At 66.0% G+C, this 14,832-nt stretch carries 15 protein-coding genes; 4 read left to right on the top strand and 11 right to left on the bottom strand.

Translation table 11 applies throughout. The features are described 5' to 3' along the window. Positions 1 to 9: 9 nt before the first annotated feature. Complete coding sequence (petA, locus tag IGS74_RS06120) at positions 10 to 570, bottom strand: ubiquinol-cytochrome c reductase iron-sulfur subunit (protein ID WP_192390173.1); 561 nt, start codon at positions 568 to 570, stop codon at positions 10 to 12. Positions 571 to 716: 146 nt separating this feature from the next. Further along, positions 717 to 2,606, bottom strand: coding sequence for an ABC transporter ATP-binding protein (locus IGS74_RS06115; protein ID WP_192391454.1), 1,890 nt, complete (start codon positions 2,604 to 2,606; stop codon positions 717 to 719). Between the two features lie 53 nt (positions 2,607 to 2,659). Here IGS74_RS06115 and IGS74_RS06110 point away from each other — a divergent pair, with 53 nt between their 5' ends. The 3 genes from IGS74_RS06110 (at position 2,660) to IGS74_RS06100 (ending at position 5,955) form a co-directional block, all read left to right on the top strand. Next, complete coding sequence (locus IGS74_RS06110) at positions 2,660 to 3,115, top strand: tRNA (cytidine(34)-2'-O)-methyltransferase (protein ID WP_192390171.1); 456 nt, start codon at positions 2,660 to 2,662, stop codon at positions 3,113 to 3,115. Between the two features lie 27 nt (positions 3,116 to 3,142). Then, the gene (gene galE / locus IGS74_RS06105) at positions 3,143 to 4,132 is read left to right on the top strand and encodes a UDP-glucose 4-epimerase GalE (protein WP_192390169.1); all 990 of its coding nucleotides are present in this window, start codon (positions 3,143 to 3,145) and stop codon (positions 4,130 to 4,132) included. A gap of 119 nt (positions 4,133 to 4,251) precedes the next feature. Then, positions 4,252 to 5,955 carry a penicillin-binding protein 2 gene (locus IGS74_RS06100; RefSeq protein ID WP_082015962.1) on the top strand — a complete coding sequence of 568 codons (1,704 nt, stop codon included), beginning with the start codon at positions 4,252 to 4,254 and terminating at the stop codon, positions 5,953 to 5,955. Here the strand turns inward: IGS74_RS06100 and ugpC are convergent. The 6 genes from ugpC to IGS74_RS06070 are packed head-to-tail and all read right to left on the bottom strand — an operon-like array spanning position 5,952 to position 11,655. After that, positions 5,952 to 7,031 (bottom strand): sn-glycerol-3-phosphate ABC transporter ATP-binding protein UgpC, encoded by a 1,080-nt coding sequence (gene ugpC / locus IGS74_RS06095; RefSeq protein WP_192391450.1) that lies wholly within the window; start codon positions 7,029 to 7,031, stop codon positions 5,952 to 5,954. The two genes, IGS74_RS06100 and ugpC, sit on opposite strands and share 4 nt — an antisense overlap. A gap of 4 nt (positions 7,032 to 7,035) precedes the next feature. Beyond that, on the bottom strand, positions 7,036 to 8,028 hold the full coding sequence (locus IGS74_RS06090; RefSeq protein WP_192390167.1) for a sugar-binding transcriptional regulator: 993 nt from the start codon (positions 8,026 to 8,028) through the stop codon (positions 7,036 to 7,038). Further along, on the bottom strand, positions 8,025 to 8,846 hold the full coding sequence (locus IGS74_RS06085) for a carbohydrate ABC transporter permease (RefSeq protein ID WP_192390166.1): 822 nt from the start codon (positions 8,844 to 8,846) through the stop codon (positions 8,025 to 8,027). Before IGS74_RS06085 ends, IGS74_RS06090 begins: the two co-directional genes overlap by 4 nt. Continuing rightward, positions 8,843 to 9,745 carry a sugar ABC transporter permease gene (locus IGS74_RS06080; protein ID WP_039188549.1) on the bottom strand — a complete coding sequence of 301 codons (903 nt, stop codon included), beginning with the start codon at positions 9,743 to 9,745 and terminating at the stop codon, positions 8,843 to 8,845. Before IGS74_RS06080 ends, IGS74_RS06085 begins: the two co-directional genes overlap by 4 nt. A 9-nt stretch (positions 9,746 to 9,754) precedes the next feature. Continuing rightward, the gene (locus IGS74_RS06075; protein ID WP_245282924.1) at positions 9,755 to 10,312 is read right to left on the bottom strand and encodes an SIS domain-containing protein; all 558 of its coding nucleotides are present in this window, start codon (positions 10,310 to 10,312) and stop codon (positions 9,755 to 9,757) included. Further along, the gene (locus IGS74_RS06070; RefSeq protein WP_192390164.1) at positions 10,312 to 11,655 is read right to left on the bottom strand and encodes a sugar ABC transporter substrate-binding protein; all 1,344 of its coding nucleotides are present in this window, start codon (positions 11,653 to 11,655) and stop codon (positions 10,312 to 10,314) included. Before IGS74_RS06070 ends, IGS74_RS06075 begins: the two co-directional genes overlap by 1 nt. Before the next feature lie 122 nt (positions 11,656 to 11,777). Between IGS74_RS06070 and IGS74_RS06065 the strand changes: the two genes are divergently transcribed. Continuing rightward, the gene (locus tag IGS74_RS06065) at positions 11,778 to 12,506 is read left to right on the top strand and encodes an SDR family oxidoreductase (RefSeq protein ID WP_192390162.1); all 729 of its coding nucleotides are present in this window, start codon (positions 11,778 to 11,780) and stop codon (positions 12,504 to 12,506) included. A 7-nt stretch (positions 12,507 to 12,513) separates the two neighbouring features. On the opposite strand, the gene IGS74_RS06060 is transcribed toward IGS74_RS06065, so the two are convergent. The 3 genes from IGS74_RS06060 to IGS74_RS06050 all read right to left on the bottom strand — a co-directional run bounded on the left by IGS74_RS06060 (position 12,514) and on the right by IGS74_RS06050 (position 14,826). Then, positions 12,514 to 13,392: a LysR substrate-binding domain-containing protein gene (locus IGS74_RS06060; RefSeq protein ID WP_192390160.1), complete on the bottom strand. Its 879-nt coding sequence runs from the start codon at positions 13,390 to 13,392 to the stop codon at positions 12,514 to 12,516. 169 nt (positions 13,393 to 13,561) lie between these two features. Then, positions 13,562 to 14,431, bottom strand: coding sequence for a class I SAM-dependent methyltransferase (locus IGS74_RS06055; protein ID WP_192390158.1), 870 nt, complete (start codon positions 14,429 to 14,431; stop codon positions 13,562 to 13,564). Beyond that, the gene (locus IGS74_RS06050; protein WP_039188535.1) at positions 14,428 to 14,826 is read right to left on the bottom strand and encodes a 6-carboxytetrahydropterin synthase; all 399 of its coding nucleotides are present in this window, start codon (positions 14,824 to 14,826) and stop codon (positions 14,428 to 14,430) included. The genes IGS74_RS06055 and IGS74_RS06050 overlap by 4 nt, the downstream gene beginning before the upstream one ends. Between the last annotated feature and the right edge of the window lie 6 nt (positions 14,827 to 14,832).

The following is a 14,832-nucleotide window of genomic DNA, read 5'->3' as shown; positions in this document are numbered from 1 at the left end:
TCCCCCTCGTCAACCGATACGGATAGTCGTGTCATTGGTGAATTCATAGACCGGAATATGCATGTTCTCCGGTGCCGGGCCCTGGCGGATACGCCCGGCCGTGTCGTAGTGCGAGCCGTGGCACGGGCAGTACCAGCCATCGTAATCGCCTGCCTGGCCAAGCGGGATGCAGCCGAGATGCGTGCACACGCCGATCATGACCAGCCACTGCTCCCGCTCCGGAACGGCGCGGTTGGCGTCGGTGGCGGGCGCATCGGCAGAAAGATTCGCGTTGCGTGCCAGAGGATCCTTCAGATCTGCGAGCGGAACCTGCTTGGCTTCCTCGATCTCGGCCGGCGTGCGCTGGCGCACGAAGACGGGGCGACCCCGCCATTTCGCGGTGATCGACTGGCCTTCGGCGATCTGGCTGACATCGACGTCGATCTGGGCCAGCGCCAGCGTGGCGGCATCGGGGTTCATCTGGTCGATGAATGGCCAGGCCAGCGCTGCCGCGCCTACGGCGCCTGCGGCACCCGTCGCGATGTAGAGGAAATCCCGGCGGGTGGGTTCCGATGTGTGGTCAACGCTCACGGCCAATCATGCTCCCTCAGGCTTGCCGGCGCGAACCGGCACTGTCGGCCGGCAGGAAAACGATTCGCCCAGATGCGTGAATCCGCCTGGCCGAAGGTCCGTGGACCGGCGGGTTTTCTTAAGCGGCCACTTGGAACTTGTCCAGACTATGGCTGCATATAGGCGGCATTATCCTCGGGCTGCGGCGCGTCGGTACATTCCAGGAATCCGCCCACCTGGCGGTGCCACAACTGCGCGTAGATGCCGTCCGCGGCCAGCAGCTGGGCGTGGGTGCCCTGCTCCACGATCCGTCCCTTGTCCATCACCACCAGGCGGTCAAGCGCGGCGATGGTGGACAGGCGATGGGCGATGGCAATGACGGTCTTGCCTTCCATCAGCCGGTACAGGTTCTCGGCGATGGCGGCCTCGACCTCCGAGTCGAGCGCCGAGGTCGCCTCGTCGAGAAGCAGGATGGGCGCATCCTTCAGCATGACGCGGGCGATCGCGATCCGCTGCCGCTGCCCGCCCGACAGCTTGACGCCCCGCTCTCCCACCTCGGCATCGAGGCCGTTGCGGCCCTCCCTGTCCGAAAGGCTTGCAATGAAGCCCTCGGCCTCGGCGCGCCGGATGGCGCGCAGCAGATCTTCCTCGTCGGCGTCCGGGCGGCCGTACAGGACATTGTCGCGGATCGTACGATGGAGCAGCGAGGTATCCTGCGTGACCATGCCGATCTGACGCCGCAGCGATGCCTGGGTGACGCCGGCGATGTCCTGCCCGTCGATGCTGATTCGGCCGGAGGATACATCGTAGAAGCGCAGGAGAAGGTTGAGCAGCGTGGACTTGCCGGCGCCGGAGCGCCCGACCAGCCCGATCTTCTCGCCGGGACGGATGGTGAGCGAGAAGTCCTCCACCACCGGGCCGGCCGGCCGGTGCGGCAGGGCCGCCGCATAGGAGAAGGAGACCTTGTCGAACACGACCTCCCCCGCCGTCACGCGCAGTTCGGTTGCATCGCGCCTGTCTTCCAGCGCGACCGGCAGGGTGAATGTGGATATGCCGTCGCGAATGGTCCCGATGTTCTCGAACAGGCTGGACACCTCCCACATGATCCATTGGGACATGCCGTTGAGCCGCAGCACCAGCCCGGTGGCGACGGCGATGGCGCCGACCGTCAGAAGCTCGCCGAGCCACAGGCCGATTCCCACCGCGGCGACCGAGAAGAGCAGCAGCGAGTTGAGAAGGTAGAGGCAGACATAGAAGGCCGTGATCAGCCGTGCCTGCCCGTAGACGGTGCCGAGAAAGCCGCGCATCGAGTCGCGTGCATGGTCGGCCTCGCGCCGCGTATGGGCGAACAGCTTGACGGTACCGATGTTGGAATAGGCGTCGACGATACGCCCGGTCATCAGCGCGCGAGCGTCGGCCTGGTTTTCGGCAACGACCATCAGCCGCGGGATGAAATAGCGCAGCATCGCGACATACAGGACCAGCCAGCCGATGAAGGGAAGGGTCAGGCGCCAGTCCGCGGCGGCGATCAGCACCACGACGCCGGTGAAGTACACCGTGACATACAGCAGCACCTCGATGCTCTTCATCACGGTTTCGCGCACCGCCAGCGCCGTCTGCATGAGCTTGGTGGCGACGCGGCCCGCGAATTCGTCGTGGAAGAAGCCGAGGGACTGGTCGAGCAGCCAGTTGTGCACCGTCCAGCGGAAGCGCATCGGGAAATTGGCGAAGATGCCCTGGAAGGTGAACAGGCACTCCAGCAGCACCAGTGCCGGCAGCAGCACCAGGATGACGGCGGCCATGCCGGCCAGCGTCCAGCCCTGTTCCGCCAGGAAGGTCTCACGCGGGGTGGAGGTGAGCCAGTCGACGATCGAGCCAACGAACGAGAACAACATCACTTCCAGCACCGCCACCGCGGCGGTCAGCGCCGCGACGGCAAGGAAAAGCGGCCAGAGAGGCCGCACATAATACCAGACGAAGGCCATGAGGGATGCCGGCGGCCGGCGGCCGCCGCTATCCGGGAAGGGATTCACCAGCCGTTCGAACTTCCGGTACATGGCCTGGAATCCCTCGTCTTCTGTCATGGCGCGCCATCGTCTATCAATCCGACATGACAGTTTCCATCGCTCTCTACCAGCCGGACATCGCAGGCAATGCCGGCACCATCCTGCGGCTGGGCGCCTGCATGGGCGTGCCCGTCGAAATCATCGAGCCCGCGGGTTTCGACCTGTCCGACCGCAATCTGCGGCGCGCCGGCATGGATTACCTGGAATTGGCGACGCTGCGCCGCCATGTCGAGTACCCGGCCTTCGACAGGGCCCGGCGCGAGGCGGGGCGGCGCATCGTCCTTCTGACCACCAGGGCAGAGCGCGCTTACACCGACTTTTCCTACGACGCGCGGGATATTCTGCTGTTCGGCCGTGAAAGCGCCGGGGTTCCCGCCCATGTGCACGACGCGGCCGATGTCCGCCTGACCATTCCGATGGTTGCGGGCGCGCGCTCCTTGAACCTTGCCGTCAGCGCGGCCATGGTGCTGGGAGAGGCGTTGCGGCAGACGCGCGGCTGACGGCGAAACCGAAAGAAGGCAGGCTACATGACGATTCTGGTAACCGGCGGCGCAGGCTATATCGGCAGCCACATGGTCTATGAACTCCTCGACCGGGGAGAGACGGTGGTCGTGCTGGACCGGCTGTCCACCGGCTTCGACTGGGCCGTCGCGCCCGGCGCGGAACTGGTCGTGGGCGATATCGGCGACCAGCCCATGGTCGAGCGCCTCATCGCCGAACGCAATGTCGATTCGATCATCCATTTCGCCGGCTCCGTCGTGGTGCCGGACTCGGTCGCCGACCCGCTGGAATATTACCTCAACAACACCGTGCGCAGCCGCAGCCTCATCGCCGCGGCGGTGGCCGGCGGCGTCGACAATTTCATCTTCTCGTCCACGGCCGCCGTCTACGGATCGCCCGAGGCCGTACCGGTGACGGAGGCCGCGCCGACGACACCCGAATCGCCTTATGGCGCCTCCAAGCTGATGACCGAGCGCATGTTGGAGGACGTCGGCGCAGCCCACGCGATGCGCTATGCCATCCTGCGCTATTTCAACGTGGCGGGGGCCGATCCGGATGGCCGTACCGGCCAGTCGACGCGCGGCGCCACGCACCTCATCAAGGTTGCCTGCGAGACGGCGCTCGGCAAGCGCGACGGCATGAAGGTCTATGGCACGGACTACCCCACGCGGGACGGCACCTGCGTCCGCGACTATATCCATGTCACCGACCTCGTCGGGGCGCATGCCGGCGCGCTGGACTATCTGCGCAGTGGCGGCGCCAGCACCGTGGCCAATTGCGGCTACGGACGCGGCTATTCGGTGCTGGAGGTGCTCGACACCGTTCGGGAGGTGGTGGGGCACGATTTTCCGGTGGAGACGGCCGGGCGGCGGCCGGGCGATGCCTCCGCCATCGTGGCGGACGGCAGCCGGGCCCGCGCGCTGTTCGACTGGACACCCCGTCACGACGACCTGCCCGGCATCGTGCGCAGCGCGCTGCGCTGGGAAGAAAAGCTGGCGCGCCGCAACACCCCGTAGCTCTGTGCACGAAACTTTCATGCCGGGCATCAATCAAGGTTAACCAGTTCTCAACGCGGCGACTGCCATCATGGATGGATGGACGGGCCTTCGGGCCTTCGACAGAGCGTGAGCCGCCAATGCCCCAGAACAGGATGGAATCCGGCAAGAGCCGTGTCCGCGTCAACCTCGTGCTCGGCATCTTCCTCGCCGCGCATGTCGCCATCGTCGCGCGGCTCGTGGATTTCGCCTACAGCGAGCCAGCGGTGCCCAATTACGGCATCGCCGCCCCCTCCACGGCACGGCCGGACATCCTCGACCGCAACGGCAACATCCTGGCGCGCGACCTTGCCACCTTCTCCGTCTACGCCGAGCCGCGCCGCATCGTGGACGCCGACGAGGCGGTGGAAAAGCTTCTGACGGCGATGCCGGACCTGAATGCCAGGTCGCTTTATCAGCGGCTCAGCGGCAAATCCGGCTTCACCTGGATCAAGCGGTCGATCAGCCCCGCCAAGCAACAGGAAATCCTGAACCTCGGCATTCCGGGCATCGGCTTCCGCGAGGAGGTCAAGCGCCTCTATCCGAACGGGCCGGCGGCGGCGCAGGTGCTCGGGGCGGTCAACGTGGACAATGTCGGCATCGCCGGCATCGAGAAATGGATCGACACGTCCGGCCTCGGCGTGTTGCGCACCACCGGCATGCGCTATGAGCGCGCCGACCTCGACCCGGTCCAGCTATCCATCGATCTGTATGTCCAGCACGCCTTTACCGACCAGTTGGCGAAGGAGATCGAGAAATACGAGGCCGTCGGCGGGGCCGGGCTGCTGATGGACGTCACCAATGGCGAGGTCCTGTCGCTGGTGTCCCTGCCCGACTTCGATCCCAACGATCCGACACAGGCCTTGAAGAAGGAAAATATCAACCGCATCAATGTCGGCGTCTACGAGATGGGCTCCACCTTCAAGGCCCTCACCACCGCGATGGCGATCGATAGCGGGCAGTTCAACCTCCGCTCGGTCATCGACGCATCCAAGCCGCTGAGCTTCGGGCGCTTCGCCATCCGCGACTATCGCGGCGAGTACCGGCCGCTGAACCTTCCGGAAGCGTTCCTGGTGTCGTCCAACATCGCCTTCGGCAAGATGGCGCTGGCGGTCGGCGTGGAGAAGCACAAGGCCTTCCTGGCCAAGATGGGCGAGACGACCCGGCTGACCACGGAGCTGCCGGAAAGCGCGGCCCCCATCGTGCCGAAGCGGTGGACCGAAGTGAACACCGCCACCATCGCCTTCGGCCATGGCCTTGCCGTTACGCCCCTGCAGGCGGCGACGGGCGTGGCCGGGCTCGTCAATGGCGGTCACCTGATCCGCCCCACATTCATCAAGGATACGCCCGTCGCCGACCGCATGATCGCCGACAATGTCGTGGCCCCGGAAACGAGCGAGACCTTGCGCTACCTGATGCGGCTGAACGCCGTGATGGGCTCCGCCAAGCGCGCGAACGTGCCCGGCTATTTCATCGGCGGCAAGACGGGCACGGCCGAAAAGGTCGTCAACGGACGCTATGACAAGTCGCGCGTGATGACCTCCTTCATGGGTGTACTGCCGGCCAACAATCCGAAATACCTGATGCTCGTGATCCTGGACGAGCCGAAGGGATCGAAGGAGACCTACGGCTTCCGCACCTCGGGCTGGAATGCCGTGCCGGCCGGCGGCCGCATCTTCGAGCGGATCCTGCCGCTGCTGCACCTCGCGCCGGTCTACGACAACCCGCCGGACCCGTTCCCGGTGGCGACGCGGCAGAATGCCTACGGCTACCAGAACGTCCTGCCGCAATCGGCCGCGCGCTAGAGCGCGAGGCCGTCCTCCGTAAACAGGTAGACATGGGCGGGGTCGACGGAAAGATCGACCGTTGCGCCCGGCTCCAGCCCCGGCCGGCCGGGTGCGACGGCGGTGATCATGTCGCCGCCCGGCGGCCGCGCATAGATCTGCGTCGCCCCGCCGAGATTCTCCGAAAAATCGACGATGAGCGACAGCGCCGGTGCACCGCCCATGTGAAGATGCTCGGGCCGAAGACCCACGATAGCGCGCCCGCCCGTCGCAAGGCCGCCGGCGGACCGCGCCAGCCGCATCCGGCCTCCGGAAAACGCCGGATGCGCCAGCGTTATCGCACTCTGCCCCGCCTCCACCACGTCCACCGTCAGGAAGTTCATGCGCGGCGAGCCGATGAAGCCGGCAACGAACAGGTTGGCCGGCCGGTCGTAGAGTTCGGTGGGCGTGCCGACCTGCTCGACCTTGCCGGCCCGCAGCACCACGATGCGGTCGGCCAGCGTCATCGCCTCGATCTGGTCGTGCGTGACATAGACCATGGTGACGCCGAGCGCCCGATGCAGGCGGGCGATCTCCACCCGCATCTGGGTGCGCAGCTCGGCGTCGAGGTTGGACAGCGGCTCGTCGAACAGGAACAGCTTGGGATCGCGTACGATGGCGCGGCCGATGGCCACGCGCTGCCGCTGTCCCCCGGAAAGCTGGCGCGGCTTGCGCTGCAGCAGCGGTTCGATCTGCAGGATGCGTGCCGCCTCGTCCACCTTGCGCCGGATTTCGTCCTTCGGCGTCTTCACCATGGTCAGGCCGAAGGCCATGTTGTCGAAGACGGTCATGTGCGGATAGAGCGCATAGCTCTGGAACACCATCGCGACCTGGCGCAAGGCGGGCTCGACATCGGTGACCACGCGCCCGTCGATGGAAACGTCGCCGCCGGTGATCTCCTCCAGCCCGGCGATCATCCGCAGCAAGGTGGACTTGCCGCAGCCGGACGGACCGACGAAGACGACGAACTCGCCTTTCTGCGCCGAGAAGCTGACGCCCTTGATGACCTCGTGGTCGCCATAGGTTTTCGTGACGGTGTCGAGGGCAAGGAAGGACATGGGTTCAAGCCTCTGCATGTTCGATGTCGTCTCCGGCCAAAAGGCGTCGGGCGACGGCTTCGTCGGTAACGAGATGGGTGACGGTGGGCCCCAGAAGGGTGGCCCGGACGATGGGAACCTTGTGCAGCCCCCCCGACGCCAGGATGCGCACGGGGATGGCGGCGAAGGTGTCGGGCGACAGCCCGACGACGCGCTGGCGCAGCGAATGATCCACCGGACGGCCGTCGACATCGAGGAAGGTGCCGAGCACGTCGCCTACCGCGCCCGCCTGCCGCAGGCTCTCCAGTTCGTGCGCCACGATGCTGGTGGAGGCGAGGATGGAGCGGGACGAAAGATCGCCCACCGAAACCATGGCGATGTCCACCGCCGCCGCGCGTGCCAGCACCTCTTCCAGCCCCGGATGCGACAGCAGCGCGGCGCGGATGTCGGTCGTCGGGCAGTAGATGGGGGCCGCCAGATAATGGCATTCGGCGGCGATGCGAGTGGCGACGGCGGTGGCCACGCCGATCGTGTTGATGCCCGAGCCCCGCGTCAGGCTGCCCATCAGCGTCACCACGTCGGCGTCGGCCAGCCTGCGGGCGGTCAGGTTGCGCACGCCCGCCCACAGCGTGCGGCCCCAGCCGAGTCCGAGGTCGATTCCCGGCTCCAGCATCGCATCCAGCAGCGTTCCGGCCGCCTCGCCTACCGCGCGCTGGGTTTCCTCGACCGAGCCCAGCGCCGGCACGACGACGGCTTCGGCAAGGCCGAACCGTTCCGCCAGCGCCTCCGCCAGCGCGATGCAGCCGGCAATGGGCATGCGGATGTCGAAACGGACGAGCCCGTCGGCTCGCGCCTGCCCGATGATCCGGTTGACGCGAAGCCGGGTCAGGCCGAGTTTTTCGGCCACCTGCTGCTGGGTCATGCCGCCGACATAATAGTACCAGATGGCGCGCGCCGTCAGTTCGCCGCCCTCCGGCAACGACCCGTCGGGAGCAAAGCCGCTTTCTACGACGCTCATTTGGTGGCGCCCATGGTCAGGCCGCGGATCATGTGGCGCGAGACGAGGATGGCGAAGACGGTGACCGGCAGGACGATCAGCGTGCCCGTGGCCATGATCTTGCCCCAGGGCAGCTCGTAGCCCGACATGAAGCTGGTTGCGATGACGGGCGCGGTCTGCACGTTGCGCCGCGTCAGCACCAGCGCGTACATCAGCTCGTTCCACGAGAAGATGAAGCTGAAGATCGCCGAGACGGCGATGCCCGGCACGCCGAGCGGCACGTAGATGCGGCGGAAGATGGTGAACTGGCTGGCGCCATCCAGCCGCGCGGCCTGCTCCAGCTCGCCGGGAATGGAGCGGAACTGGTCCGTGCAGATCCAGACGACGATCGGCAGGTTGAAGGTCAGGTAGATCAGCACCAGCACGGCATAGCTGTCGAGCAGCCGAAGCTGGTTTGCCAGAAGGTAGACCGGCAGCGCCAGCACGATGGGAGACACCATGCGGTTGGAGATGAACCAGAACCAGAGATCGGATTTGCCGCGAAAGTCGAACCGCGCCAGGGCATAGGCCGCCGGCGTGCCCAGAAGCACCGCGATGGCGGTCGTGACGCTGGCGACGATGAGCGAGTCGCCGATGGACGACAGGACACGCGGGTCGGCCAGGACGGCGCGATAATGGTCGAGCGTCGGGTTGAATATCCACAATGGCGGCGAGGCCAGGAGGTCCGATTGCTGCTTCAGGCTGGAGGAGACCATCCAGTAGAAGGGAAACAGCGTGAAGATGATGACGGCCAGAAGGCCGAGCGCGTGCAGGGCGCGCGAAAGCGGCGAGGTCATCATTCGATCTCCCGGTAGAAGAGGCGGATGTAAAGGCGGCTGATGATGATGGTGAAGATGAGCAGGATGATCGCCTGGGCCGACGCCATCCCCATGTCGAAGACGCGGAAGCCCACCCTCTGGATATAGACGGAGACGAGGTCGGTGGCCGAGCCGGGACCGCCGCGCGTCATCACGAAGACCATGTCGAACAGCTTCAGCACGTCGGCCGAGCGCAGGATCAGGATGGCCGTGAGCCCGGGCAGAAGATAGGGCAGTTGTACATGGCGCAGCAAAGCAAGCTTCGACCGTGTCTCCAGGCGTGCCGCCTCTTCGATCTCCACCGGCACCATCGACAGCCCGGCCAGGAAGATGAGCGCGCAGAAGGGCGTCCACTGCCAGATGTCCATCATGACGATGGCGGCGAAGGCACCTGCCGGAGAGCCCAGCCAGTCGAAGCCCGGCACACCGGCCCACCCGATGATCTGGTTGGCGACGCCGAAATTGCCGTTGAAGATGAGGCGCCCGACGAGGCCGACGACCGCATAGGTGGTCGCCAGCGGCACGACCAGCGACACACGGGCGAAGGCGCGCAGGAAGCCGAGCCCCGGCCGGTGCAGCAGCAGCGCCACGAACAGGCCGAGCGCGATCTGCACCGGCAGCGCCGTCACATAGAAGCGCAGCGTCAGCAGGAGCGCGTTCCAGAAACTGGAGTCGTTGAAGACGGCGATGTAATTGTCGAACCCGATAAAGGGAAACCCGTCGCGTGGGCGGGTGATATTGTATCGTCGGAACGATGTGACGAGCGCGAAGAGCAGCGGATAGATGCCGACCGCCAGCAGCACGAAGATCGACGGCGCCAGAAACCAGAACGGCGTGAAGCGCCCGTAGCCCCTGTTCGGTGTTCGCGTGTCGCTGGTCATCCGCCTGCCCTATTCCAAGTTCGTGTGTCGTGCGCGCATTGCGCCGGCATCGATATGCAGACGCTCGGCCAGGGCCATGACGGCCATCTCGAAAAGGATGAATTCGGCCCCCTCGAAGAGCGAGCCCATCGGCAGCACGGAGTGGCCGCCGACATCGTTTGCCATCGTCTGTGCCGGCACCACCAGCACGGTGTCGGCAAGCCGCGCGGCGCTGCCGCCGGGATTGGCGGTGACGAGGGCGATGCGCGCACCCGCCGCCCTCGCCACGCCCATCAGCCCGTTAACGGTCGAAAAGCCGCCGGGCCCGGCCGAAACGACCAGGAGGTCGCCCGGCCCGATGGGCGGTGTCGTCATGTCGCCCACCATGGACACGTCGAGCCCCAGATGGAACAGGCGCATGGCGAAGCCCTTGATCGCCAACCCCTCGCGGCCGACGCCGTAAAGGGCGATGCGGCGCGCCGAGGCGATGGCCTGGACGAAGGCGGCGAAACCGCCTTCGTCCAGTGCGTCCAGAGCGGCGCCGATCTCCTCCAGCGCGGCCCGGTAGGGGCCGATCCTCGGCGGCACTATTGCAGCAGCGCCTTGTCGCCGCCGTAATAGCCTTCCTGCTCCAGCACCTGCTCCATCCGCTGGCCGATTTCCTTGGCGCCGTTCTCCACGGTCACCTCGCCCAGCATGATCTTGGTGCCCCATTCGGCGACGATCTCCGAAATGGCCGGCCAGGCGGGGAAGCGCGGACGGAATTCCGGCACGCCTTTCTGCCATGACGCCACCATCGGCTCGACGAACTGGTACTTTTCCCGAACTTCCGGGTTTTCATAGACCGCCGTGCGGCCGGAGACGCCGCCTGCATCCACGTAAGCCTGGGCGATGTCTTCCGATGTCGCCCACTGGATGAACAGCCAGGATGCCTTCTGGAGCTCTTCCGGCGCCTGCGAGGCGACGGCAAGCGAGAAGCCGCCCAGCGCCGGCAGGCGGCCGGCCGGACCTTCCGGCTCCGGCGCGACGGCAAGGCAGTCGCCGAGCGTCGACGTGGCGGGGTCGGCAAGCGTGGAGTAGAAGGACGACCACTCGGTGATCATCGCGACCTGGCCCTGCGCCAGTGCGTTGACGGCTTCGTTATGATCGTAGCTGACGATGCCCTGCGGCATGTACTGCATCAGCTCCTGCCGGAAATTCAGGCCTGCCTGGCTGCCCTCGCTCATCAGGTTCGAGCGGAACTCGTCGTTCAGGAGCGAGCCCCCGAAAGGCCAGAGAACCCGCATGAAGCTGTCGGCGGACTGCGTCTCGCCACGGCGCGACTGCAGCGCGAAGGCGAACTTGCCGTCATTGGTCAGCTTCGGGCCATACTCGTCCTTCAACTGCGCCCAGCTGTCGGGCGGCCCATCGAAACCGGCCTCCTCGAGCATGCAGCGATTATAGAACAAGAGGCCGGAATAATTGTCGAAGGGAAGTCCGTAGACCGTGCCGTCCCAGGTGCCGAACGCATCGAGCAGGAGGGGGAAGAACCCTTGCAGGTTCAGCTTCGGATCGGTGATCTCGGGATCGGAGGTGAAATCCTCCACCGGGACGATCCAGCCATTCTCGGCGAACTCGCCGATCCAGACCAGATCGACCAGGGCGATGGTCAGGTCTCCCATCGACGTGAAATTGAGAACCTGGCGCTCGCGCGTGTTCTCGTAGGGCACGATCTCGTAATTGACCTTGATGCCCGTCGCCTCCTCGAACTGGGGCAACAGGTCTATGATCGCGCGGTAGCCCGGCCGATCCAGGAAAATGACGCTGATTTCGGACCCCTTGTAGGGCTCCGCCGCCTTCTCCAGGCTCCAGCCTTCTCCTTGCGCCATGGCTTGCGGAGCTGCGCAGGCAAGCGCCGCCACGCTGGCGCAGGCCAACAGGAACTGTCTCATGATTTCCTCCCGGTAAGATCGCGCTCCCAGGCGATCTGAACCAAAGGTTAAGATACAAACTTGCGGTTGTGAAGAGATTTTGTAAAAATCAAAATACAAAATTTCACCGGTCGGGAGGGACCATGAGCGAGCTGACGGGCAGGCGCATACTCGTGACCGGCGCGGGAAAGGGCATCGGACGGGCGACAGTGTGTCTGCTGGCGGGCAAGGGGGCGCGCGTCATCGCGGTGGCGCGCACACGCGCCGACCTCGAAAGCCTTGCCGCGGAAACAGGCTGCGAGACGGTCGAGGCCGATCTTGCCGACGCGGACGCCGTCGACGGCCTCATCGCCCGCGCCGGCCGTGTGGAGGATGTGGTCAACTGTGCCGGCACGACGACCCTTGAGCCGGCGTCGGAGTTCAGCCGGCAGACCTTCGAGGAGATCATGGCCGTCAACGTGCGCGCGCCCATGGCCTTGTCGCGCGACTTCGCACGACAGGCGATCGAGCGGGGCGGCGGCGGCAGCATCGTCAACGTATCCAGCATCGCCTCCACCGTCGGCATCCGCGACCACCTCGTCTACTGCGCCTCCAAGGGCGCGCTCGACGCGGCGACGCGCGTGATGGCGCTGGAATACGGGCCGCACGGCATTCGCGCCAATGCGGTCAACCCGGTCGTGACGCTGACCCCGATGGCGGTGAAGGCATGGAGCGACGCCGACAAGGCGCGGCCGATGCTCCAGCGCATTCCGATGGGGCGCTTCGTGGAGCCGGTGGAAGTGGCGGAGGCGATCGCCTTTCTGCTCGGCCCCGCCGCTGCGATGCTGAACGGTATCTGCCTGCCCGTCGACGGCGGCTTTACCGCCGTCTGACGGACACTCAGGCGTCCACGCCAAGCGCCGGCAGCAGCCATTCTGTGAACAGGCGCAGCTTGCGCGGCACGGGACCGGGCGGCGCGCAAAGCCAGTAGAAGTGCCCATTGCGCGCCACATGGTCGAAGGGGGCGATCAGGCGGCCATCGGCCTGCTCCGCCCGGTAGAAGAAAGGCGACAGGATTGCCGCCCCATGGCCCGCCATCGCGGCCATCGCCTCCAGATGCTGGGCGCCCATCGTCGAGACCCTGCCCGTTGGAGGCGCGCGGCGAACGCCGACCTCGTCGAACCACTGGCCCCACCAGGGGTCGCCGGGGTCGAGCAATGGAAAGTCGGCCAGATCCCCCGGGCTCGAAAGCGGTCCGAAGCGGTCGAGCGCCGCAGACGATACCATCGGCGTAAACTCCACCGGCAGCAGCCGCGTCGCGCGGATGCCGGGCCAGCCGCCCGGACCCGACCGGATCGCCATGTCGAAGCGGCCCGAGGACAGATCCTCGAGCGCGGTTCCCGCCTCGATCCGCACGGCGATATCCGGATGAGCCATCTGGAAGGTGCCGATCTGTTGCGCCAGCCATTGCGACGCGAAGGTCGGCACCACCGTCATGGAGAGCACTTCGGTTCGATCCGAAAGGGCATGGGCGAAGGCTTGCGACAATTGCTGGAATGCCTGCCGGACGCCCGGCGCCAGCAGGCGGCCGGTCTCCGTAAGCTCGATATGGCGGTGACGGCGGTGAAACAGCTTGCCTACCCGGTCTTCCAGAACCTTGATCTGATAGCTGATGGCGGCCTGGCTCATCCCGAGCTCCTCGGCGGCGCGGCTGAAGCTGAGATTGCGTGCGACCGCCTCGAAGGCGCGCAGGGCGGACAGCGGCGGAAGCGGCGACATCCTATCGAAATACCTTATGCCGGAGGCAAGAACTTCGATTGGTCATCGCATGCAAAGGGGCTCACTGTCCATTCGACACAAACGGACAGGATCGCCTCATGCTTACCTCCCTGCTTCGTCGCATATCGAATACACTTATACGGCGGCTGCTCGATGGACCACGCATTGTTCAGGAAGATGACCTGCCGGACGAGATAAAGCGGGACATCGGCCTTCTCGACGGCCGAGCGACGCTGCGCCCTCGACCGCGCGGCCAGGACAGGACGTCGCGATGGCCGACGACGCAGGACGCCGCGCCGGCATCGATTGCCGAAAAGCGATGCGACAGCCAGGAGTCCAGGATGCCGTGCACGGACGGGTCATCGCCGAGGGCGGCCGCATAGCCGCCGATATAGGCGCGCTGCAGGCTGGCGTCCCGCACCGTCAGGACCCAGTCGGAGCGCGCCTCCAGGACATGCATCCCCGCAGCGCGCAGACGGGTGGCAAGATGGGCGGCGGCATCCGGCCCCAGCGCGACGCCCAGCCCCTTGTCGGTTCTCTGATGCGCATCGAAGGCGCGGCCTATGTCGCGGTCGCCCGCATGAGACGGCGCAAACGAAACCTCGCCGTCATGCGTCAGCGCGACATAAAGAACGCCATGGCTTTCGACGATCCGGGCCACGAAAGTGTCGATCCAGGCGGCGGAACACAGATCGAAAAGCGCCGAGGCCGTCACCAGTCCACGCACTGGCAACGGGATCGCCTGGACTTCGCCGAGATCCATCGCACGAAACCGGACATTCGGCCTGTCGCCAAGGCGATGACGCGCCTCGTCCAACAGGCGCGTGTCGCGGTCGACCAGCGTCCAGCGAAGGCCATCGGCCAAAGCGGGCGGCATCGCGCGCCAGGTCGAACCCGTTCCACAACCGAGATCGACCGCCTCGTTGATCGACAGTTCGCCGCAAAGGGATCCGAGGCGACCCAAAAGGCTTGCGTCGCGCGCTTCGAGATCGGCGGGCTCGCGCAGGGTCAGCCAGTCCGCCGCAAAGTCTCCGCTCACAGGGCGGCCTCGTACCAGGCCCGTGCGACATGCGATTCATGCAGGGTGATCCGCAGTTTGCGCACCGGCGCGCCCGCGCCGCCCAGACCGCCGGCCGATATCGCCCCGGCAAGCGCATCGAATATGTGCCTGGCGATGGCCTCCGTGGTCGACACCTTGCCGGCAAAGGCCGGCGACGCGTCGAGGTTGGCATAGTTCAAGGGCTTCAGGACGCTGGCAAGCAGTTGGGTGGCGCGGCCGATATCGACCGCAAGCCCGTCCTCGTCCAGATCGTCCGTGAAAAAGGCCGCGTCGACGACGAAGGTCGCCCCATGCATCGCCTGCGCCGGGCCGAAGACCGGCCGGGGAAGGCTATGGGCGATCATGATATGGTCACGGACTTCGACGGCGTACATGAAAGC

This window comes from Aureimonas sp. OT7 (assembly GCF_014844055.1).
GTDB lineage: Bacteria > Pseudomonadota > Alphaproteobacteria > Rhizobiales > Rhizobiaceae > Aureimonas > Aureimonas altamirensis_A.
The sequence above is the reverse complement of the archived record's forward strand: the minus strand, read 5'-3'. Positions and strand labels throughout refer to the sequence as shown.

Excerpts from the sequence above, each read along its gene's own strand:
- IGS74_RS06115 (WP_192391454.1), bottom strand. The coding sequence starts at position 2,606 with ATGTACCGGAAGTTCGAACGGCTGGTGAATCCCTTCCCGGATAGCGGC.
- IGS74_RS06110 (WP_192390171.1), top strand. The coding sequence starts at position 2,660 with ATGACAGTTTCCATCGCTCTCTACCAGCCGGACATCGCAGGCAATGCC.
- galE (WP_192390169.1), top strand. The coding sequence starts at position 3,143 with ATGACGATTCTGGTAACCGGCGGCGCAGGCTATATCGGCAGCCACATG.
- IGS74_RS06100 (WP_082015962.1), top strand. The coding sequence starts at position 4,252 with ATGCCCCAGAACAGGATGGAATCCGGCAAGAGCCGTGTCCGCGTCAAC.
- ugpC (WP_192391450.1), bottom strand. The coding sequence starts at position 7,031 with ATGTCCTTCCTTGCCCTCGACACCGTCACGAAAACCTATGGCGACCAC.
- IGS74_RS06090 (WP_192390167.1), bottom strand. The coding sequence starts at position 8,028 with ATGAGCGTCGTAGAAAGCGGCTTTGCTCCCGACGGGTCGTTGCCGGAG.
- IGS74_RS06085 (WP_192390166.1), bottom strand. The coding sequence starts at position 8,846 with ATGATGACCTCGCCGCTTTCGCGCGCCCTGCACGCGCTCGGCCTTCTG.
- IGS74_RS06080 (WP_039188549.1), bottom strand. The coding sequence starts at position 9,745 with ATGACCAGCGACACGCGAACACCGAACAGGGGCTACGGGCGCTTCACG.
- IGS74_RS06070 (WP_192390164.1), bottom strand. The coding sequence starts at position 11,655 with ATGAGACAGTTCCTGTTGGCCTGCGCCAGCGTGGCGGCGCTTGCCTGC.
- IGS74_RS06065 (WP_192390162.1), top strand. The coding sequence starts at position 11,778 with ATGAGCGAGCTGACGGGCAGGCGCATACTCGTGACCGGCGCGGGAAAG.
- IGS74_RS06060 (WP_192390160.1), bottom strand. The coding sequence starts at position 13,392 with ATGTCGCCGCTTCCGCCGCTGTCCGCCCTGCGCGCCTTCGAGGCGGTC.
- IGS74_RS06050 (WP_039188535.1), bottom strand. The coding sequence starts at position 14,826 with ATGTACGCCGTCGAAGTCCGTGACCATATCATGATCGCCCATAGCCTT.